Source organism: Micromonospora sp. IBHARD004 (assembly GCF_052814115.1).
The window spans coordinates 4,524,207-4,543,025 of sequence record NZ_CP199934.1 but is presented as its reverse complement, the minus strand read 5'-3'; the positions used below and the strand labels follow the sequence as shown (position 1 = coordinate 4,543,025).

General features: G+C 68.0%; 21 protein-coding genes. 11 read left to right on the top strand and 10 right to left on the bottom strand.

What is annotated here, in order from left to right; translation table 11 throughout:
- The first annotated feature begins 160 nt into the window (after positions 1-160).
- Positions 161-1,249, top strand: coding sequence for a hypothetical protein (locus ACTWO6_RS22120; protein WP_446215717.1), 1,089 nt, complete (start codon positions 161-163; stop codon positions 1,247-1,249).
- Positions 1,250-2,044: 795 nt separating this feature from the next.
- Positions 2,045-2,404, top strand: coding sequence for a hypothetical protein (locus ACTWO6_RS22115; protein WP_446215716.1), 360 nt, complete (start codon positions 2,045-2,047; stop codon positions 2,402-2,404).
- A 667-nt stretch (positions 2,405-3,071) separates the two neighbouring features.
- Here ACTWO6_RS22115 and ACTWO6_RS22110 read toward each other — a convergent pair.
- The 6 genes from ACTWO6_RS22110 to ACTWO6_RS22085 form a co-directional block, all read right to left on the bottom strand.
- Entirely contained in the window at positions 3,072-4,400 is a 1,329-nt protein-coding gene (locus ACTWO6_RS22110) for a TolB family protein (RefSeq protein ID WP_446215715.1), read from the bottom strand.
- Between the two features lie 620 nt (positions 4,401-5,020).
- Positions 5,021-5,353, bottom strand: a complete 333-nt coding sequence (locus tag ACTWO6_RS22105) for a hypothetical protein (RefSeq protein ID WP_446215714.1) — start codon at positions 5,351-5,353, stop codon at positions 5,021-5,023.
- 318 nt (positions 5,354-5,671) lie between these two features.
- Positions 5,672-6,010 carry a hypothetical protein gene (locus ACTWO6_RS22100; protein WP_446215713.1) on the bottom strand — a complete coding sequence of 113 codons (339 nt, stop codon included), beginning with the start codon at positions 6,008-6,010 and terminating at the stop codon, positions 5,672-5,674.
- Positions 5,982-6,764 (bottom strand): hypothetical protein, encoded by a 783-nt coding sequence (locus tag ACTWO6_RS22095; RefSeq protein WP_446215712.1) that lies wholly within the window; start codon positions 6,762-6,764, stop codon positions 5,982-5,984. The genes ACTWO6_RS22100 and ACTWO6_RS22095 overlap by 29 nt, the downstream gene beginning before the upstream one ends.
- Before the next feature lie 108 nt (positions 6,765-6,872).
- Positions 6,873-7,565 carry an ATP-dependent DNA ligase gene (locus ACTWO6_RS22090; protein WP_446215711.1) on the bottom strand — a complete coding sequence of 231 codons (693 nt, stop codon included), beginning with the start codon at positions 7,563-7,565 and terminating at the stop codon, positions 6,873-6,875.
- A 3-nt stretch (positions 7,566-7,568) separates the two neighbouring features.
- Complete coding sequence (locus tag ACTWO6_RS22085; RefSeq protein WP_446215710.1) at positions 7,569-7,715, bottom strand: hypothetical protein; 147 nt, start codon at positions 7,713-7,715, stop codon at positions 7,569-7,571.
- A 206-nt stretch (positions 7,716-7,921) separates the two neighbouring features.
- Between ACTWO6_RS22085 and ACTWO6_RS22080 the strand changes: the two genes are divergently transcribed.
- Both ACTWO6_RS22080 and mraY read left to right on the top strand, forming a co-directional pair.
- A complete protein-coding gene (locus tag ACTWO6_RS22080; protein ID WP_446215709.1) occupies positions 7,922-8,542 on the top strand; it encodes a DinB family protein in 621 nt (206 codons plus the stop codon).
- Positions 8,543-8,570: 28 nt separating this feature from the next.
- The gene (mraY, locus tag ACTWO6_RS22075) at positions 8,571-9,674 is read left to right on the top strand and encodes a phospho-N-acetylmuramoyl-pentapeptide-transferase (RefSeq protein ID WP_446215708.1); all 1,104 of its coding nucleotides are present in this window, start codon (positions 8,571-8,573) and stop codon (positions 9,672-9,674) included.
- A gap of 83 nt (positions 9,675-9,757) precedes the next feature.
- Here mraY and ACTWO6_RS22070 read toward each other — a convergent pair whose 3' ends face one another.
- On the bottom strand, positions 9,758-9,994 hold the full coding sequence (locus ACTWO6_RS22070) for a hypothetical protein (RefSeq protein ID WP_446215707.1): 237 nt from the start codon (positions 9,992-9,994) through the stop codon (positions 9,758-9,760).
- Positions 9,995-10,153: 159 nt separating this feature from the next.
- On the opposite strand from ACTWO6_RS22070, the gene ACTWO6_RS22065 reads away from it, so the two are divergent.
- Entirely contained in the window at positions 10,154-11,533 is a 1,380-nt protein-coding gene (locus ACTWO6_RS22065; RefSeq protein WP_446215706.1) for a TolB family protein, read from the top strand.
- Positions 11,534-11,725: 192 nt separating this feature from the next.
- Here the strand turns inward: ACTWO6_RS22065 and ACTWO6_RS22060 are convergent, their stop codons facing one another.
- Positions 11,726-12,628 carry an aminoglycoside phosphotransferase family protein gene (locus ACTWO6_RS22060; RefSeq protein WP_446215705.1) on the bottom strand — a complete coding sequence of 301 codons (903 nt, stop codon included), beginning with the start codon at positions 12,626-12,628 and terminating at the stop codon, positions 11,726-11,728.
- 284 nt (positions 12,629-12,912) lie between these two features.
- Here ACTWO6_RS22060 and ACTWO6_RS22055 point away from each other — a divergent pair, with 284 nt between their 5' ends.
- The 6 genes from ACTWO6_RS22055 to ACTWO6_RS22030 all read left to right on the top strand — a co-directional run bounded on the left by ACTWO6_RS22055 (position 12,913) and on the right by ACTWO6_RS22030 (position 17,914).
- On the top strand, positions 12,913-13,320 hold the full coding sequence (locus tag ACTWO6_RS22055) for a VOC family protein (protein ID WP_446215704.1): 408 nt from the start codon (positions 12,913-12,915) through the stop codon (positions 13,318-13,320).
- 323 nt (positions 13,321-13,643) lie between these two features.
- Positions 13,644-14,201 carry a dihydrofolate reductase family protein gene (locus ACTWO6_RS22050; protein WP_446215703.1) on the top strand — a complete coding sequence of 186 codons (558 nt, stop codon included), beginning with the start codon at positions 13,644-13,646 and terminating at the stop codon, positions 14,199-14,201.
- Between the two features lie 353 nt (positions 14,202-14,554).
- On the top strand, positions 14,555-15,469 hold the full coding sequence (locus ACTWO6_RS22045; RefSeq protein WP_446215702.1) for an IS5 family transposase: 915 nt from the start codon (positions 14,555-14,557) through the stop codon (positions 15,467-15,469).
- 233 nt (positions 15,470-15,702) lie between these two features.
- Positions 15,703-16,311 carry a dihydrofolate reductase family protein gene (locus ACTWO6_RS22040; RefSeq protein WP_446215701.1) on the top strand — a complete coding sequence of 203 codons (609 nt, stop codon included), beginning with the start codon at positions 15,703-15,705 and terminating at the stop codon, positions 16,309-16,311.
- Between the two features lie 53 nt (positions 16,312-16,364).
- The gene (locus ACTWO6_RS22035; protein ID WP_446215700.1) at positions 16,365-16,688 is read left to right on the top strand and encodes a YciI family protein; all 324 of its coding nucleotides are present in this window, start codon (positions 16,365-16,367) and stop codon (positions 16,686-16,688) included.
- Entirely contained in the window at positions 16,685-17,914 is a 1,230-nt protein-coding gene (locus ACTWO6_RS22030; RefSeq protein WP_446215699.1) for an RNA polymerase sigma factor, read from the top strand. The genes ACTWO6_RS22035 and ACTWO6_RS22030 overlap by 4 nt, the downstream gene beginning before the upstream one ends.
- Positions 17,915-18,149: 235 nt before the next feature.
- On the opposite strand, the gene ACTWO6_RS22025 is transcribed toward ACTWO6_RS22030, so the two are convergent.
- Both ACTWO6_RS22025 and ACTWO6_RS22020 read right to left on the bottom strand, forming a co-directional pair.
- Positions 18,150-18,278 carry an ATP-grasp domain-containing protein gene (locus tag ACTWO6_RS22025; protein ID WP_446220731.1) on the bottom strand — a complete coding sequence of 43 codons (129 nt, stop codon included), beginning with the start codon at positions 18,276-18,278 and terminating at the stop codon, positions 18,150-18,152.
- A 22-nt stretch (positions 18,279-18,300) separates the two neighbouring features.
- Positions 18,301-18,540: an ATP-grasp domain-containing protein gene (locus ACTWO6_RS22020; protein WP_446215698.1), complete on the bottom strand. Its 240-nt coding sequence runs from the start codon at positions 18,538-18,540 to the stop codon at positions 18,301-18,303.
- Between the last annotated feature and the right edge of the window lie 279 nt (positions 18,541-18,819).

Below are 18,819 nucleotides of genomic sequence, written 5' to 3'. Positions count from 1 at the left end.
CTGCCTCGCCGTCGTACCGACGCGATGGAGCGGTGTCGAACAAAGGACGGTCGGGATGCCGGCGAGCCGGCTATTCATGTCGAGTTGACCTCGCTGCCGCGCGACACTTACCGAGTCATGATCAACTACGGGATTCGATTCGGGCTTCTATACTCGCCCGGTGATCGAGGGATGGTCGGTTGTCCCGGAGCGGGCGGCGGTGGATGCTGCCGGCCCGAACGCCGAGGTTGCGCATGGTGATGGGGTCACTTTCGCGTACGGGGCCGACGCTCTGGTCGTGATCGTCGACGCTGGAGACCGGCCCCATGGCAACGCTGTCGACGACGCGAACACACTGATGCTGCGGGAGCCGTTGCCCAGCGAGGCGACTGAGTGGATAAGTTCGAAGAACAAGTCCAATCAGCCGCTTCTGGGCTTTGTCAAGATGGCCGATGGCTGCCTGGCTCTCGGTGAGCTCTACCAGGCCACCAGCACCTACCGCGGGATGGACCCGTACACGGGGGAAGAGGGGTCCCTCGCGTCCGCCATGCTGACCTGGGACGAGCGGCTTCCCCCCGAACTGCTGGACACGGTGCGGCCGACGCCGGCGCTACCGCTACCCGGTATCGACTGGCTGGACGATGTGCCGCAGGACCTGACCCGGGCACTGCGGTCCTTCCTGACTGCTTGGTATGCCGATGTGCCGGTGGCACCGGCCACACCCCACCGTGCGGCTATGAAACTTCCGCCCCCGTTGCTGGCCTTCCACGACATCGCCGCTGGCCGCGAGGAGATCCTCGGCCGGCAGGACTTCATCGAGCCACTCGACGAGATCGAGTACCTCGAAGACGAGCCGCTGGTGGTCTTCGCGGCCGAGAATCAGGGCGTCTGGGTGGCGTTGATCGACCCCACCGAGGATGATCCGGTCGTTTGGTACGACGGCGGCCCGCAGCGGCTGCGCGAGCGGGAACGCCTCAGCGGCTTCCTGCTCCAGTTCGCCCTCAACGAAGCGGTGAGCACCTCACCGTTCACCGGCTTCGCCACGGTCACCCCGGAGTCGCTGGACCGGTTCGTCGAGGATCTGGTTCCCGTTCCGCTGCAGCCGATGCGGGTACCTGGCGACCCGACGCGCCATTGGGTGGCTCCCGGACTGGTCGCCATGGCCGCCGACTACGGCGAGAGTGGCATCTGGCTGAGCGTCGGCAGCAGGCAACGCTCAGCCCTGCGGCCCCTACGCTCTCGCCTCGACTGGGAACACTTCAACGGCTAGCCAACATCTGCTGGGCCATTTTCATCCTGAGTAGCCGGCGTCCTCTGCAGCTTGCAGGACAAGGATGACCTGCACGACAGGACGGCTAACGACCCGGACGAACGCGCAGCCGGGAGCGACAGGCGGCAACGGTCGCCAAACCGTCACGACGTTCGGGGCGGAGTAACTTCTCGCCGCAGATAACCGACGCAGGCCGACCGCGGCCGACTGCAAGAAGAGAACGCCCAGCACCGGCGCCCATCAGGCTGAGACGAGGCCACGGGCAATCGTCACCCAGCACGGCCAGCGACAGTCCCGGGGCGGCGGGACGCAACCAAGCCGTGTGCACGAGGAGTCAAAGCGGCGTTAGCGTGGGACACGTGTCGCAGGCCTCCTGGTTGGCGGAGCGGTTCCTAGACAGCTCCACTCCACAACCGGAGGCCTTCGTCGGTCAGGGCAGTACACCTAGGCGCCGCAGGCCGTCGATCGCAGGCTCGAACCGCACGTCCCCGCTGGTACGGCGGTTTCACGAGGGATGGACAAAGTCGGTCCATTAGCTCAGCGTTTGCCTGTCGGATCAGTGACAAGGTGACTACTCGCCGTTGACAGGGTGCTTCCGAGGTGACCACCGTCGATGGTGTTGGCGGGCATTCGCCCGGCAGGCCCCATCGATTGAACGTGCGCCATTCTTAGGGGCGCTTCGCCTCGCCGAAAAGGAGGCAAAGTCATTTCAGCCCACTGATTACGGCGATTCTCGTCGCTCCTGTGGGCGCCGTTGGCAGCGGTCCCGCCGACCACGAGGAGACTCTCCGGCTGTTGGACACCGGTGCCACCATCGACGCGTTCCTCAACGGGGGCGACCCGAGTCACACCGGCGACCGGGAGGTCTTCCGTGACACGCTTGTCTGGGCCAAGGATCAGAGTCCTGCGGGCAAGGCGGAAGGCCACTGCACAGTGATCGAAGCTTCCACCGCGACGACGACCTGCACGATCGTCACAACCTTGCAACATGGAACCATTACCACCGAAGGCGTTGGCATTTTCGTACCAGGCGCCACCAGCATCGCGGCGATAACCGGGGGCACCGGCGCCTACGAAGGCGCCAAGGGCCATGCCACCTTCCTGTTCAACCCCGCCGCTCATTCGCCGGTGACCTTCGTCCTGTCGCTGCGCTGACTGGGTTGTCACCGCGGATCGGAGTCCGGGCCGGCCCGCGGCTCCGCGCGCACATCGGCGCAGGTGCGGCACCGGATGACCAGGTGGCCGCCGCAGCGGCACGGCCACCAGTCGCGCACCGGGGTGGTCGCCGAGCCGCCGGCGTAGCCGTGCCCGTTGTGGCACTGCTGCGGCTCGTCGCCGACCAGCTCGCGGGCCTGGCGGGGTACGGGAAGGCGACCACGTGCGGGTCGGCGCGGGCCCGCGCGACCAGGCGGCGCAGGTCGGCGGGGGAGTCCACGACGTGCTCGACCACAGTCACACCGGCGGGCGAGTTGTCGGACCGATCCCAGCGGATCGTGAGGTGCCAGCGCGTTCGCCACTCCACGGGGCCAGGTTATCGAACAGGCGTTCGATCAGGTGGCGGCAGGGGAATCGTTGGGTCCTCCACGCGGAGACGCTGGAGCTTGGCCGGCAGGTCCAGCTCCAGCCTCTCTACACCAGCGGCGGCGGCTTTGGACGCGGGGTGTCCACGAGCATAGGTAGCAGTCGTGCGAGCGGTACTCCCGAATCCGGTCCGCGTACCGGCCGCCGAGACAGCTCCGGGGGCGTTCCGGGCGGCGAGGGTGCGCCGCCGCGTGGGCGGCGCACCCTCGTTGGTGCTGCGGGCGGCGCTTGGGCCGTGTCGTCAGGTACCGAGGTCTCGGAGGAAAACGTCGTTCGCGCCATTGGTGTCGTTGGGCACGAGGTTGGTCGCGACCCCGCCGAAGAAGATGAGCCGGCCGTTGGCGCTGATCGTCGGGCCGCCGGTCTGGCTGTCGCCCTGGGTTCCGGCGGTGGAGACGCTGATCCGGGTGGTGGTGCCAGCCACGCGGTCCCGGAGGTAGACGTCCCACAGGAACCCGTTGCTATCGCCGGCTGCCAGGTTCGTTGCTCCCGAGTCGAAGACGACGTAGCGGCCGTCCGCGCTGATCGCCGAGGTATAGCTGTCCAGGTTTGCTTGGGCGCCGCCGGTCGCGACACTGATCCTCGTCGTGGTGGCGGCGACTCGGTCCCGCAGGAAGATGTCATAGCGGCCGTTGGTGTCGCCGGCCACCAGGTTGGTGGCGTAGGAGTAGTAGGAGACGTACCGGCCGTCGGCGCTGATCGCGGGGCGGTAGCTGTCGCTGTTCGCTTCGGCGCCGTTGGTGGCGTAGCTCAATGCGCTGGTGGTGGCGGTGGCGAGGTCGCGGACGAAGATCTCGGAACCGTTGTAGGTGGGCGGCGTCGTCATGTTGGGCGCCGTTGAGGTGAACGCGACGTAGCGTCCGTTGGCGCTGATGGCGGGCTCGCGGCTCTCTCCATAGGGGTCGCCGCCTGTGGTGGAGACGCTGATTCGGGTCGTGGTCGCGGCGATACGGTCCCACAGCATGATGTCCGGGGACCAGTTGTTGTCGTCCGGCACCAGGTTCGTCGCCCACGAGGTGTAGGCGATGTAGCGCCCGTCGGCGCTGATCGTCGGCTCGTAGCTGGGGTAGTCGCCCTCGGCGCCGGCGGTGGAGACGCTGAGCCGGGTGGTGGTGCCGGTGGTGCGGTCGCGGAGGAAGACGTCGTCGGAGAAGTTGGTGTCGCCCGGCACGAGGTTGTTGGCGTCCGAGACGAAGGCGACGTAGCGGCCGTCGCTGCTGATGACCGGGTCGGTGCTGTTGCCGGTAAATTGGTCGCCGGTCGCCTGGGCGCCGCCGGTCGCGACGCTGACCCGTTCTGTGGTGCCGGTGGCCCGGTCACGGACGAAGATGTCCGAGCGGTCGTTGGTGTCGCCGGGGACCAGGTTGGTGGCCTGCGAGGTGTACGCGACGTAGCGCCCGTCGGGACTGATCGCGGGGCCCCCGCTGTGGTTGTTGGCCTGCGCCCCGCTGCTGGAGACGCTGATCCGGGTGGTGGTGGGCGCTGTGGCGGCCGCGGGGACGGCGTGGATTCCCACGAACGTCACTGTGGTGGTCGTCAGGATGGTGAGCCCGATGCGTAGATTCCTCATGTCGGCTCCAAGGACAAAATTTCCGATGTTCAAGGGGGCATGCTCTCGCCCTGTTCGTCCACCACGAAGCTGCCGTTGGTCTGGTCGTCCGTGGTCTTGTGCTTGTGCCTCTGCGTCGACATCTGGCGAGAAATTTTGGCCCCGCGTTCACAGATGGTCGAGTGTTCGGCGCACGCGCAGTAGCGATTGTCGGTGGCGTGGTTGCGGTCCAATCGCTATTCTTTGCGGGCCTTCAGTGCCCGGACGCAGGCCAGGATGGTCCTGCTGTCGGCGCAGGTCAAGGCCTATCCGACCCAAAATGAGGGGAGCGACAGCCGGAATCAGCATCTGACACAACGCCGTTTTCAGTCACGCGTCGGTGAGCGCCCGGAACCCCTTGTCCCGCAAGGGGTTCGCCAGATTTCCCGTCGCCACCACCGCTGTTCCAGGAACTCGATCAGGTCACTTTCGAATACCAATGCGGATTAGCGGATCTGTTGCGGCTGAAGAGCAAAGCGACGGATCCACATGTAGCCTGACTTGCCTAATGACATCATCATGTCGGATCACATCAGGCATTTATAGTGCGCAACTGTTGTTTTCGGCACGGGGCTAGTCCGTTGAGCGGACCAACCGTGGGGTCACGCCGGCTGCACCTGCACGGCGCTGCACATCCGGCAGAAGTGGACCAGGTGCCCGCCGCAGCGGCACGGCCACCAGTCGCGCACCGGCCGGGTTGCCGACCCGGCGAGGTAGCTGTGCCCCCGCCGGCAGCGGTCCGGCTCATTACCGACCAGCTCGCGGACCTGGCGGTACGGGAAGGCGACCACGTGCGGATCGGCGCGGGCGGCCTCGACCAGGCGGCGCAGCTCGGCGGGGGAATCGACGACGCGCTCGACGACGGTCACGCCGGCCGGGCTGTTGTCGGCCCGGTCCGAGCGGATGGTGATGTGCCATCGGGTGCCCCACTCCACCTGGCCAGGCTATCGAACAAGTGTTCGATCAATTGGTAGCCGGGGGATTCTCGGAGTCCTCCATGTGACGCTGGAGCACGGTCCTCAGGTCCAGCTCAGGCCATCCGCTTAGGACGCGGTGCCCCAGGAGGGAAGGGGGCCACGATGGCAATCGGCGACACCGGGTTGGAGCCCCTCATCAGCCGACACGGACCACCTGCTCACACCCACCATGGTGGTCAGCTCGCCGGGAACGGCCCAGCGCGTGATCGGCCGGCGCCTGGCGTGCTCCGCCAAGCGGTAGGCGCGCTCGTCAACGTCGGTGAGCCGCTGATCGGCTCAGCAGCTCCAGTCGCCCCAGCGCCAGACCTTCCACGTGGCCCTAGGCCTACCGTGATACTCGCAGCCAGCGCTGCCACCTCCTGTGCTGACTGTGCCGCCTGTGCCGTCGCCGCCCGGCTGGTCCTCGTACGGCTGCTGGACGTAGCAGAGGCCTGTCTTGCCAGAGCCGGGCTTTCCGTTCGGCGGCTCGCCGATAGCGTCGGTAAGTGTGCTCGATGCGTAGCTGCGGGCGCCGCCGGCATCATCCGGCCCGAACAGCGAGCTATCCCACTTCTCCACGTAGTAGTCGCGCGCCCGGCCAACGTCGTCATAGGCGTGCCACATGGCGACGTTCACGGGGTTGGCGTTTCGCGCCATCCGGCGCGGCCAGCGCCGCCTCCTCGTAGCTGGAGTGCGGAAGCGACACGAGCGCATCGGCGATCGCCTGCCCAGGATCGAACGCCTCAACCTCAGCCCACAGTGCGTCAGCCTGCGCCGTCCGCTTGGTGTTGTCGAGCGCAACGCCGTTCTTGTACTGGGTTCCGCGTAGATCGCTAATCTTGTCTCGCTTTGCCCCAAGTTGAATGAACACCTTGGCGTAGGTGGTGCACCACTTGGCCGGCGTCATCTTGTGCCCGGCCGGTATGGCTAGTGCCGTTGGCGCAGGCGCCGCCGCGGCCGGGGCGGAGGTGCTGGTGGTGACGGCCGGGATGTCGCTGCTGGCGGACACGTCGGTCTTCTTGCCGTTGTCGCTGGCCAGGCCGATCACCATCGACCCGCCGCAGCACAGCACGACGAACGCACCGACGCCGATGAGGGTGGGGATCAGCCAGGGCCGCTTGCGGGCAGCAGGCGCCGCCGGCGCGCCGGGTTGCTGCCATCCGCCGGGCCGCTGAGGGTACTGGCCGGGCCGCTGAGGGAACTGGCCGGGGGGCGGAGGGTACTGCCCGGCGGGCACCTGCGGGAACTGGGCGGTCGGCGGCATCGGCTGCTGGCCCGGAGCCGGCGGCTGGTTCTGGGCAGGGTCGTAGGGGTGGTCATTTTGGCGGTGGTCTCCCAGGTCTGCATTCGCGCTGCCCCGTACTGAGCGCAATGCTTCCAACGTTGTCATAGGGTCTCCACAGGCACAGTCCCGCGGCCGTCCCGTCGTATACGCCGGTCAGCTCGGCAAACACCCGATCTGATGATCCGGCGGTCGGACGTTGAGCCACCCGCATGTTCACGCCCCGGCCGCGGCGTCCCAGAACGGATCGGCCTCGTCGCCGAGCAGCAGCCGCACGTCGTACACCGACAGGTCCAGCCGCGGGCGCACGTACCACACCCGGTGGCGCCAGCGCCGGTGCTCGAAGGCGGTGTCCACTTCGATCTCAGCCACCACCGTCGGCTCCACCTGCAGGTAGCGCAGCGGCTCGGGTCGGTCCAGCTGCCCGCTCCAGCTCGCGGGCAGCGGCTGCGGCCAGGGGTGCGCGACGATGCCCCGGCGCTGCAGCCGGGGTGGGGACAGCAGCGGCGGGAGTTCCCGACGCTGGGGCATCGTCAGCGGGTGGGTGCGACAGGTGTAGCGCAGGTGTCCCCGTCGATCGAACCGGCCGAGGAGTAGGGTGCTCGGGTTGCCGAGGCTGCCGGTCACCCCGCCGACGATCGCCTCGGTCGCCGCGCGCACCCGGAACTTCTGCCAGCCGCGCCGGCCGGGCTCGTACCGGCCGTCCAGCCGCTTGACGACCACACCCTCGATCCCGGCCGCGGTGTAGGTGGTCAGCCACTCCCCGACCTCGTCCATGTCGGTGGTCTGCGGCGTGAGGGTCAGCTGCGCGGGCACGGCCTCGAGCAGCTCCGCCAGCCGGGCCCGTCGCTCGAACAGCGGCGCGTTGATCGCGACGTGGCCGCCGGCGTCGGCGAGCAGATCCCACATGACCTAGTGCGCCGGGTGTTCCCGCGCCATCATCAGCAGGCCCCGTCCGGCGGTGATCCGGCGCTGCAGCCGGGCGAAGCTGGTCCTCCTTCGCTCCCAGACGATCAGCTCGCCGTCCAGAATCACCCCCGGCGGGAAGGTGCAGCGCACCGCCCGGGTGATGTCAAATGGTGACGTCGGTTATCAGAACTGTCCGAATGCCTGTCGTATGGCTATCTCCGCGGCTTCGGACACAAGTTGAACCTCGGGCCTGGCGCTGCAAGATCGTCGTCGGATTCGGGTCGGCGAGTTACGAACCACGGCGCCGTGAGGTCCAGGGCTGCTCCGCCTGCCGTCGGATGGCAAGATCGTGTCTCGTGATCGATACTTTCGCTAAGGACTATCTGCACGGCCGGCTCAGGTCGATACGCCAGGCGCTGGTCTGGAAGCTCGAGGGCCTGTCCGAGTACGACGTCCGGCGTCCTTTGACGGCGACGGGGACCAACCTCCTTGGCCTGGTGAAGCACTTGGCGACCCTGGAGGCCTGGTATTTCGGTGAGGTCTTCGGCCGCCCGTTCCCGGAGCCGCTGGGGCGATGGCAGGACGCGGACGGCAGCGACCTGTGGGTGACCCCGGGCGAGACCCGCGAGCAGATCATCGACTTCTATCAGCGTGCCTGGGGGCATGCGAACGCGACGATCGAAGAGCTTCCCATCGACGCGCCTGGCCACGTGCCGTGGTGGTCGCGGCCGGACGTCAAGCTGTTCAACATCATGGTCCACGTCCTTCAGGAGACCACCCGGCATGCCGGACACGCCGACATCCTGCGTGAGCAGCTCGATGGCCGGACCGGGGTGATGGCTGAGTACGAGGAGCAGATCGACACGGCGGCCCGGGAGGCGTACTGGGCGAAGATCGAGCGGACTGCGCAGGAAGCGGCCGGCGGCTCGCATCATGCCGACCTATCCGACACGCATTGCGCGGTGGGGACGCCGTGAGAAATCCGGATCTCGTGGAGGTTCGCCCGTGAGGGCGGTCATCGTCGCGGCCGCGGTCGCGTTCATCATCTCCCTGTTCGGCACGCCGGTGGCGATTCGCGTCTTCACCGCGCTCAAGGCCGGCCAGCCGATCCGATCCATCGGGCTCGCCAGCAACCAGGGCAAGAAGGGCACGCCCACGATGGGCGGCGTCGTCTTCATCGTGGCGACCGTCTTCGCCTACGTCGCCGGGCATATCGCCCTGACCACCCTGCCCGAGCGGCAGATCGCGCAGGAGGGGCCGACCATGACGGCCCTGGTGCTGCTCGGGCTGTTCGTCTTCTGCGGCGCGGTCGGCTTCTTCGACGACTTCCTCAAGGTGCGCTGGCGCAACTCCGACGGACTGTCCGCCAAAGGCAAGCTGCTCGGCCAGGCGATCGTCGGCGGCGGGTTCGGCATCGCCGCGCTCTACGTGCCGAGCACCAACGGCCAGACCGTGGCCAGCGAGCACATCTCGCTCATCCGCGACATCAGCTGGCTGAACGTCGGCAAGGTCGGCGCGGTCATGGTCTTCGTCTTCGTGATCATGGCGATGTCGAACGGCGTGAACCTCACCGACGGCCTCGACGGCCTGGCCACCGGCGCGTCGATCCTGGTGCTCGGCGCGTACGCGCTGATCGGCTTCTGGCAGTACCGGCACTGGTGCGCCGACGACGCGTACGCCCGCGTGAACGACTACTGCTACCAGGTCCGGGATCCCCTGGAGATCGCCATGATCGCGGCGGCGGCGGCCGCCGCCTGCGTGGGCTTCCTGTGGTGGAACACGTCCCCGGCGCGGATCTTCATGGGTGACGTGGGCTCGCTCGGGCTCGGCGGCCTGATCGGCGGGCTCGCGGTGGCAACCCGCACCACGCTGCTTTCGATCATGATCGGCGGGCTCTTCGTCATCATCACGACGACCTGGGTGATCCAGATCGTCTCGTTCCGGACCACCGGTAGACGTGTCTTCCGGATGGTGCCGTTGCACCACCACTTCGAGCTGGCCGGATGGAGCGAGGTCAATATTGTGGTCCGGTTTTGGATCGTGGCCGGCGTCTGCGTGGCGGTCGGCCTGGGCCTGTTCTACTCGGATTTCTTGGCGGTCGTTGGATAAAAGCCACGCGACAAGCCTGTGTCGTGCCACCGACGGTGATCCGCCGGGCAGCCTGGTTCCCCACCTGGGTGCCAGCATCGCCGTCAGCGTTGGTCGGTGGGATCAACTCGTTGCGGACGTGAGCGGTTGCTGACGTCGGCGGCGTAGCTGGCCCAGTCGCCGGCGGAGATCTGTTGCCAGCGGACGGCGGAGTTGACGCTGATCCCAAGCGTTCGGGCGAGGATTGCTGCGGGGATTTCGGTGGCGAGTTGGAATAGTGCGGTGCTGCGGGCCTGGTTGGGTCGGATACCGAGCTGGTTCAGTCGCTGCTTGAGTTGCATGGAGCCACTACTCGCGTGACGCGTAGTTCAGCGGCGCACTGCCCCTGGGCGCGCGGTCTGCGGCAGATATGCGCATCCGATCAAGCAGCGAGATCGTTCCCTCTGGCGTTGTTGTCGAGATTGGGACGGCCTGCGAGGACGCCGCAGCCATGCTGCGGCGTGTTGCGGCAGCGGTTGGCCGCCGTAGTAGTTGATCGATACTGTGCGTCGGTGGCCCGTGCACAGCTCACCGCCGAGTTGGTGGTTGACGGTCGTGTTCCGCAGGCATTGGCGCTGTCGCCGGACGGCAAGTGGGTCGCCTACGTGGTCGCCCCGGTCGGGCGGGCTGGTGATCACCCCGTTAGCGAACTCTGGGTCGCCGCCGTCGACGGGACCGGGTCGCCGCGACGATTGACTTCGGGTGAGGCGTACGAATCGGCGCCGCGGTGGGCCGCGGATTCGCTGCTGGTCTACTTTCTCTCCGACCGGGCCGAGCGTGGCACGGCGCAAGTACACCGGGTCGGGCTGGTCGACGGTGTCGTGGAGGCGGTCACGTCCTGGTCCAGTGGGGTGTCAGGTCACCTCCCGCTGGCCGATCCCGACCTGGTCGTCGTGATCGCAGCCGATGAACCGTCCGCTGAGGACGAACGTCGGGACAGGGAGCGCGACGACGCTCGGGTGTGGGGTGAACGCGTACGCCCGGACCGGCTGCGGCTGCTCGACGTACGGAGCCGGGAGGTCCGGACACCGGATGCGTTCGGCGATCGCCATGTCGTCGAGGTGGCCCAGCGGCCCGACGATGGAACGCTGGCGGTCCTCACCTGGTCGACCCCCGACGTGGACCCGGGCCTTGTGGAGCCCGGTCTGCACCTGCTCGATCCGGACAGCGGCGTGACGCGGGACCTCGGACCGGCCGCGGCGGACGCGTCGTCGCTCGTCTGGTGGTCCGCCGACGACGGCTTGCACCTGGCATATGTCGCGAAGACCCCGCCAGCTCTGGTGGGCGGACACGCGGTTCTCGATGTCGCCGTACCGGTGAGCGGGCCGGTGGGCGAGCACCGTAACCTGACCGCCGGCACGACCGGCTGCCCGAGCAACCTGGTCCAGGTCGACACCGGTCCGCCGCTGGTGCTGGTCGCCGACGGGCTCGATACCGCGATCCACCGGCTCGATCCGGCCGGGCCCACCCTCGTCGAGGTGTCCCGAGTCGACGGCCTCGCGACGTCGTTGACCACGAACCGGCACGGTGACGCCGTCGCGGCGGTGGTCAGCACGTCCTACGAGCCCGGAAACGTCCACGCCGGCCCCACTTGCGGGCCGCTGACGAGGCTGACCGACCTCAGGTCCACGGCGGCGCAAGAAACCCTCGGTCCCGCCTTCATGTCCTACGTCCTCGTGCCCCAGGAGCACGACACGCGCTTGCTGCTCAAGGTCGTCATGCAGACCACCCGCTGGGCCGCCCTCGGGCTGTCCGTCGGCGACCTGATCATGGCTCGACGTCGGCTACTGAACCTGAAGCAACTCGCCGAGCGCCACCACCAGGGCACGGCCAAGGATTGAGGATCAGCCTCATCGGCATGTCAGTGCGCTGACGGCGCCGACTTGCCGCAACTGCGTAGCGCGCGGATCGCGGCAAATCCGCACGTCTCGATCGTGGTGCAGGGAAGTTGGGTTGGGTGCCCGACTTCCCAGGTCTCGAAGTGGGTGCGCGGGTCCGCCGAGCGCGCGTAGCCACTCGGCTGGCAGTGGCACTCACGCCAGTTCGGCGATCACTGCGCGGACCATTCGGCGGCCGTGCTCGGCCATTCGCGGGAAGGTATGCCGGTAGTAGTCGATGCCGGTCAGCGACGGTGCGAGGGCCCAGCCGCAGGCGCGGCGCCAGGTAGCGTCGTCGTACTCGATTGCCTCCCGGTAGGCTTCCCGGGCCGCGCCGGTGAAGGTCCATAGCGCCGGAGCCACGTCCGGCGCCGGATCGCCGACACCGAGTGCGCCGAAGTCGATGACCGCAGCCAGTCGGCCGCAGTCGGTGATCAGGTTGCCCGGCTGCAGATCACCGTGGATCCATACGGGGTCCCGGTCCCAGTCAGGAGCAGCCAGGCAGGCGTCCCAGGCCGCCTCGGCCGCGGTCACATCGAAGCCGTCGTCATGCTCGGCGAGCCGGGGCAGCACACGGCGGACGCCTTCATCGGCGTGGAACAGGGCGGACCCGCGGGAACCCGGTGGCTTGAACGGACCTCCGGCCGGATCCACCCCGTGCAGGGCGCGAACGAAGGCTGCCACATCGCGGGCCAGGAGTACGTCGTCGCAGCCAAGCCTGGGAGGCGTGCTCCCCACGACCCACGGCACCACGGTCCACCGCCACGGGTACCCCGCGCCCGGCTCGCCCACATGAAGCGGAACTGGAATCCGCACAGGCAGGTGGGACACCAGCAAGGGCAGCCACCGCGCATCAGAATCGGCCTGATCGACCGCCCCGGCAATCTTGGGCATACGGGCGACGAGTTCGTTGCCGATCCGAAAGAGTACGTGGTCGGTGCCCTCCAACTCGTCGGGTAGGGGTGTCACGGGAAGGTCCGCCCACTGCGGGCACTGGGCCGCCACCAGGCGGCGCACCTGCCCGACGGTGGCTCGGATCTCGTCATCATGGATGGGCACGGCGGGCACGGTAATGCGGTTAGGCGGTGTGGTGCCAACCGATTAGGTGTCCAGCACCGACGCACCCGAAGGACTACAGCGCTGACCGCGGTTCGCGGGTGCTAACGATCGAGCCACAAGGAGGAACCATCGGATCGTGCGCGAGGTAGGTCGGGCCCGCGACCGTCGAGGATCCCGGACCGCGACGCACTCAACTCGGCAGATCCGGTCGTTCAGCGACCGGTGAGCCGGCGCCCTGATCACGGCAGAAGCGATCGCCGACTCCCTGGAAGAACCCCGGCAGCGTGGGCGATATTCTCGCATTCTCGATGGACGTGCTCTGTCAGGATCGGCGCATGGCGAACGTCTGGTCCGGTGTCACGATCGACTGCCTTGACCCCGAGCGGGTAGCCCGATTCTGGAGCGCCCTGCTCGGTCGCGAGCCCGGCCCGTCGCAGGAGGGCTGGGTCTACCTCGGCGAGCGAGGTGACCCGCAGCCGCGGCTGGTGTTCCAGCCAGTGCCTGAGCTCCAAACAGGCAAGGTGCGGATTCACCTCGACATCTCCGTTGACGACATCGACGAGGCCATGACGGCGGTCATCAATCTCGGTGGCCGGTTCACCGGTGAGCGGCACGACTACGAGGAGGGTGTGGTCGTCGTCATGGCCGACCCGGAGGACCACGAGTTCTGCCTGGTCGAGTACTACGGCTAACGGCGGCGCGCGGACGCACGCTCATCGGCATGTGCGTATGCCGGCCGAGTCGGCACTCCGTGACGCCGCGTAGCGCGCGGATCGCGGCATGTGCGGACGACTAGGCCGTGTTTCGTAAGGCGCGCAGCCATTGGTTGATGGCGGCGATGGTGAGGGTGGCTTCGTAGCGGACGGCGAGTTGTCGTACCTGGTGGCCATGGCGCGGTGCTGTTTGAGCTGGTTGATGCCGCACTCGACAGCGTGCCGCTGCCGGTAGACAACGGGATCAAATGCGGGTGGGGCTGCACCTTACCGACCTAGAAATGGCGTTAGACTCGCCGGCCATGGGACTCCTCACCTTCAGCCTCAACCTCACCCTGGACGGTTGCATCGACCACCAGGAGGGGATCGCCGACGACGAGACGCACGCCTTCTTCACCCGTCTCATGGACGAGGGCGGGGCAATGCTGTGGGGTCGCGTCACCTACGAGATGATGGAGAGCTACTGGCCGGCTGTCGCCCGCGGCGACGAGGAGGCGCCGCCGGCCATGCGCGAGTGGGCGGTCAAGCTGGGGGCCAAACCCAAGTACGTGGTGTCGTCGACGCGCAAGGACTTCCCGTGGACCAACAGCCACCACATCGCCGGCGATCTGCGCGAGGGCGTGCAGAAGCTCAAGGACGCGACCCCGGCCGGGGTCCTCCTCGGAAGCGGCAAGCTCGCGACCGAGCTCGACCGGCTGGACCTGATCGACGAGTACAAGCTGCTCGTCCATCCCAGGATCGCCGGCCACGGCCCGACGCTGTACCAGGGCGGGCTGCCCGGCACGCGCCAGCTCGAGCTGCTCTCGGCGAAGCCGCTCCGCAACGGCGCGGTGGCCATGCACTACCGCCGCGCGCGCTGAATCACAGGAGTCCATCGCCGCCAGCTCACCGGCAGCGCGGCGTCCTCCTCGCGCTCGCCGCGCAGCGCCGAACGACTCCTCGAAGGCGAGGACGGCCACCCCCCCTGGACACGATCCACAGAATAAGCCCCGAGCAGGCCGGTACCCGAAACCGGCAGACCAGCCACGGCCCGTCCCGACCAGCGCCAACATCAGCTTCCATCAATGCGAGCCGTCATTGATCCGTGGATCTAGGCCGTGTTTTGTAAGGCGGCTGGTGTCGTCGCGGCTCGCGGCGTGGCGGTGATAGATAGCTGAAGAGGTCTCCGGTATGTGGTTCAGCGACCAAGCAGAACGTCATAACCGGAGACCCCGTGCCGAGCGTAGCGGCAGCGAAGCGCCACGACCTGACTGACTCGCAGTGGGCGGTACTGCAGCCGTTGCTGCCTGCGCAGGCAGGTCACGGGCGGCCGCGCAGATGGGCCAACAGACAGATCATCGACGGGATCAGGTGGCGGATACGCACCGGGTCACCATGGCGAGACGTGCCTGAGTTGTATCCGCCCTGGCCGACGTTGTATCGGTGGTTCCGCCGGTGGCAGCGCGACGGTGCCTGGGCTCAGATCCTCGCCTCGTTGCAGGCCCGCGCGGACGCCTGCGGGTTGATCGGCTGGACGGTCAGCGTCGACTCCACCATCAGCCGGGCCCATCAACACGCCGCCGGTGCCCGACGCGACGGCGACATGCAGAAGGAACCGCCGGGCGGGATCACGCGGGAACCGGACGATCACGGGCTCGGCCGCTCCCGGGGCGGCTGGACCACCAAGACGCACCTGGCCTGTGAACAAGGCCGCAAGCTGCTGGCCGGGGTGGTGACCGCTGGGCAGCGCGGTGACAGCTCGCAGTTCATCGCGGTCCTACGCAAGATCAGGGTGGCCAGGACCGGCAGCGGTCGGCCGCGGACCCGCCCTGAGATCGTGCTCGCGGACAAGGCCTACACGTCCAAGGCCAACCGCGGCCATCTACGCACGCGCGGCATCCGGGCCTGTATCTCGAGCAAGGCCGACCAGGACGCCCACCGCAAAGCGAAGGGATCCCAAGGCGGGCGCCCACCCGCATTTGATCCCGTTGTCTACCGGCAGCGGCACGCTGTCGAGTGCGGCATCAACCAGCTCAAACAGCACCGCGCCATGGCCACCAGGTACGACAAACTCGCCGTCCGCTACGAAGCCACCCTCACCATCGCCGCCATCAACCAATGGCTGCGCGCCTTACGAAACACGGCCTAGTCAGGATCTTCGTGATCGGTCGATCTGGTCCAGGAGCCCTTCCGCGCTGGGCGTGCTTGAGGAGGCGGAGCGCAGTCGCTGCGAAACTGTCGTGTTGTCGGAGCGATGACGACCGGCGTCCCGGAAAATTCTTCAAAGAAGTCCGGGAGGGGGTGTCGGATCGGGGCGGTGGTGTTCGTAGCTGGGGTGAGGCCGCCCACAAGGGGCGGCGCCAAGGCAAAGGAACCGCGATCATGAAGCTGACGACCATGACCCAGGTCACCCTCGATGGAGTGATGCAGGGAAACGGCGCCGCGTCGGATGACCGCAGGAACGGATTCGAGCGCGGCGGATGGGCCCGGGGGGCGGGTGACGACGAGACCAGGACGTTCATCACGCAGACCTACCAGCGCGCCGACGCGTTCCTGTTCGGCCGGCGCACCTACGAGTTGTTCGCCGGCTCCTGGGGATCAATCGACCAGATGCGCGCACATCCCATCGGCGTGGCCTTGAACGAGGCCCCCAAGTACGTTGCCTCGACCACGCTCACCGCGCCGCGTTGGGAGGACACGACCGTTCTCCGCGGTGACCTCCCGGCGGCCATCAGTGAGCTGAAGGCCAAGCCCGGGGGTGAGCTGCAGGTACACGGCAGTGGCGCCCTGACCCGGTGGCTGCTGGAGAACGATCTGGTCGACGAGATGACTCTGATCGTGATCCCGGTGATCCTCGGCCAGGGCGCGAGACTGTTCCCGGAGACCGGTCCGGATCTTGCGCTCGACCTGGTCGAGTCGCGGGTCGACTCGAAGGGCGTGACGATCCAGGTCTACCGGCCGGCCGGGCGCCCGCGGTATGCAACGGCCTGAAGTCCCTGACCGCCGAACCACGCTGTCTTGACACCAGAGGAGATGATCTTCAGATGCAGTACCTGGTTTCCGTGATCGATGACAAGAGCAATCCCGGCAGCACGGACAGGCGGCCTGCCATCAGCGCGTTCAACGAACGACTGATCGCCGAGGGCTACTGGGTTTTCGCGGGCGGACTCGCGGACACCGACGCGGCCACCGTCATCGACAACCGGGGCGAGCAGGCGGTGTTCAGCGACGGGCCTTTCGTGGAGTCGAAGGAGTACCTCGCCGGCGTCTGGGTGTGGGAGGTCCCCGATCTGGATGTGGCGCTCAATCTCGCCGCCGAGGCGTCGAAGGTCTGCGATCGGAAGATCGAGGTGCGGCCGTTCCAGTGAGCGACGTCGAGGAGGCGGTCACCCGGGCCCACCACGACGAGTGGGCCCGGGTGGTCGCCTCGCTGACCCGGCGTTTCGGTGACCTCGACATCGCCGAGGAGGCAGCGGCCGAGGCGTTCGCGACCGCCGTGGAGCGGTGGCCGGCCGACGGCGTACCCCCCAACCCCGGCGCCTGGCTGACCACCACCGCCGTTCGCAAGGCCATCGACCGGATCCGGCGCGAGAACAAGCGCGACGACAAGCACAAGGAGGCTCAGATGGTGTACGACAACACCCCACCCGAGCCTCTCGGCGCCATCGACGACGACCGGCTGCGGCTGATCTTCACCTGCTGTCACCCGGCGCTGGCGATGGAAGCCCGCGTGGCGCTGACGCTGCGCATGCTCGGCGGGCTGACCGTGCCCGAGATCGCCCGCGCCTTCCTGGTGCGGGAGACCACCTTGGAGCAGCGGATCACCCGCGCGAAGGCCAAGATCAAGGCGGCTCGGATCCCCTATCGCGTGCCGGCCGCCGAGGATCTCCCGGCACGCGTCTCCGGCGTACTCGCCGTGCTGTATCTCGTCTTCAACGAGGGCTACCTGGCGACCGGCCCCGACACCGATCCCGTACGTCACGACCTGACCGCCGAGGCGATCCGGCTCACCCGCCTGATCCGCGCTCTGCTGCCGGAGGACGGTGAGGTGGCCGGGCTGCTGGCGCTGATGCTGCTCACCGAGGCCCGCCGCACCGCTCGGGTTTCGGCCAGCGGCGAACTGGTCACCCTCGACGAGCAGGACCGTGGGGCCTGGGACAAGGCGCTGATCGCCGAGGGTCACCGGCTCGTGCGCGAGCGCCTCGCCGCTGCCGGGGTGGCTCCGGGCCGCTACCAGATCCTCGCCGCGATCAACGCCGTGCACACCTCCGCCCGCGACATCCGCGACACCGACTGGTCGCAGGTCGTCGCCCTCTACGACCAACTCGTCCACCTCGACTCCTCGCCGATCGTCGCCCTCAACCGGGCCATCGCGGTCGCCGAGCTCGACGGACCGGAGGTGGCGCTGGCGGCCGTCGACCGTCTTGAGGACAAGCTGGCCGGCTATCACGCCTACCACGCGACCCGCGCCGACCTGCTGCGCCGGCTGGGCCAAAGTCAGCAGTCGCGCGCGGCCTACGACAAAGCCATCGAGCTGGCCGGCAACACCGCCCAGACCGCCAACCTGACCCGCCGCCGCGACCAACTGCGGTAGCGCCCACGAATCCCGATCGAAACCCCGCGCGCAGCGCCGGCCGGCCCCGACGCAATCAGATCGGCCCGATACCCGCATGGGATCGTCAGCTTCGACGGTCGGCACTGCACTGTCATCGGCACAACAGGACGCCGACCCGACCAAGCATCGTGACGTTGCGTAGCGCGCGACTCGCGGCAGAAGCGGATGTTCTCGGGGCTGTCCGCTCACCTAGTCTCCCCGACCAGTGCCGCAATCATCGCGGATGGTTCGATGCCGGCGGGCGGTCGCTGACCTGCCCGTCACCCACTTCCACGACCCGCCACACCCCATCGGCGCGCAGCGCCAGGTCCGCCGTCACCAGCGGCAGGTCCAGTGCGGCGATCAGGGGGGCGAGCCAGCCCAGGTCAATCTCGCCCGGCGGGTGGTCCTGCGGTGTAGTCGGGGTGCGGCCCGACCAGGACGCAGCGACCGTCCAGCCACCAGTCGTTCACCTCGGTCGAGGTGAACGCCTCGAACTCGCGTAGCACGAGCCCGCCGACGAAGTCATCCTCGCGCAGCTGCCGGAGCCGGCAGGCGGCCCGCCGCGCGGCGTCCCCATCTGCGATGTCCGCGATGAACGCGGCCTCGTTCCGGTAGTGCTTCATCGACTTCGTCCGCTCGTTCGAGGTGGACTTGGTGACCGCAGTCCACGTGGCGCGACCTTGAGCCGTTCGCCCAGCGCCGCGCGACACGCCTTCAGGTACGACACCTCGACGGCGGACGAAGCAGCGGCGATGACCAGCATGGTCGGCGTGGTCGACGGCGGGGTCACGGCCGGCCGGGCCTGTTCGGAGTGGGCGGTCCTGGCCGCGGGGATGCTGTAGCGCCACCGCCGCCGCGCCGGAAAATCGCACGACAATTGTCGTGAGGTTCCGGAGAATCCC

What these genes read in the sequence shown, in the direction of transcription:
- ACTWO6_RS22110 (WP_446215715.1), bottom strand. Translation starts at nt 4,400, where the DNA reads ATGAGGAATCTACGCATCGGGCTCACCATCCTGACGACCACCACAGTG.
- ACTWO6_RS22095 (WP_446215712.1), bottom strand. Translation starts at nt 6,764, where the DNA reads ATGACAACGTTGGAAGCATTGCGCTCAGTACGGGGCAGCGCGAATGCA.
- ACTWO6_RS22090 (WP_446215711.1), bottom strand. Translation starts at nt 7,565, where the DNA reads ATGTGGGATCTGCTCGCCGACGCCGGCGGCCACGTCGCGATCAACGCG.
- ACTWO6_RS22070 (WP_446215707.1), bottom strand. Translation starts at nt 9,994, where the DNA reads ATGCAACTCAAGCAGCGACTGAACCAGCTCGGTATCCGACCCAACCAG.
- ACTWO6_RS22050 (WP_446215703.1), top strand. Translation starts at nt 13,644, where the DNA reads ATGGGACTCCTCACCTTCAGCCTCAACCTCACCCTGGACGGTTGCATC.
- ACTWO6_RS22040 (WP_446215701.1), top strand. Translation starts at nt 15,703, where the DNA reads ATGAAGCTGACGACCATGACCCAGGTCACCCTCGATGGAGTGATGCAG.
- ACTWO6_RS22035 (WP_446215700.1), top strand. Translation starts at nt 16,365, where the DNA reads ATGCAGTACCTGGTTTCCGTGATCGATGACAAGAGCAATCCCGGCAGC.
- ACTWO6_RS22020 (WP_446215698.1), bottom strand. Translation starts at nt 18,540, where the DNA reads ATGAAGCACTACCGGAACGAGGCCGCGTTCATCGCGGACATCGCAGAT.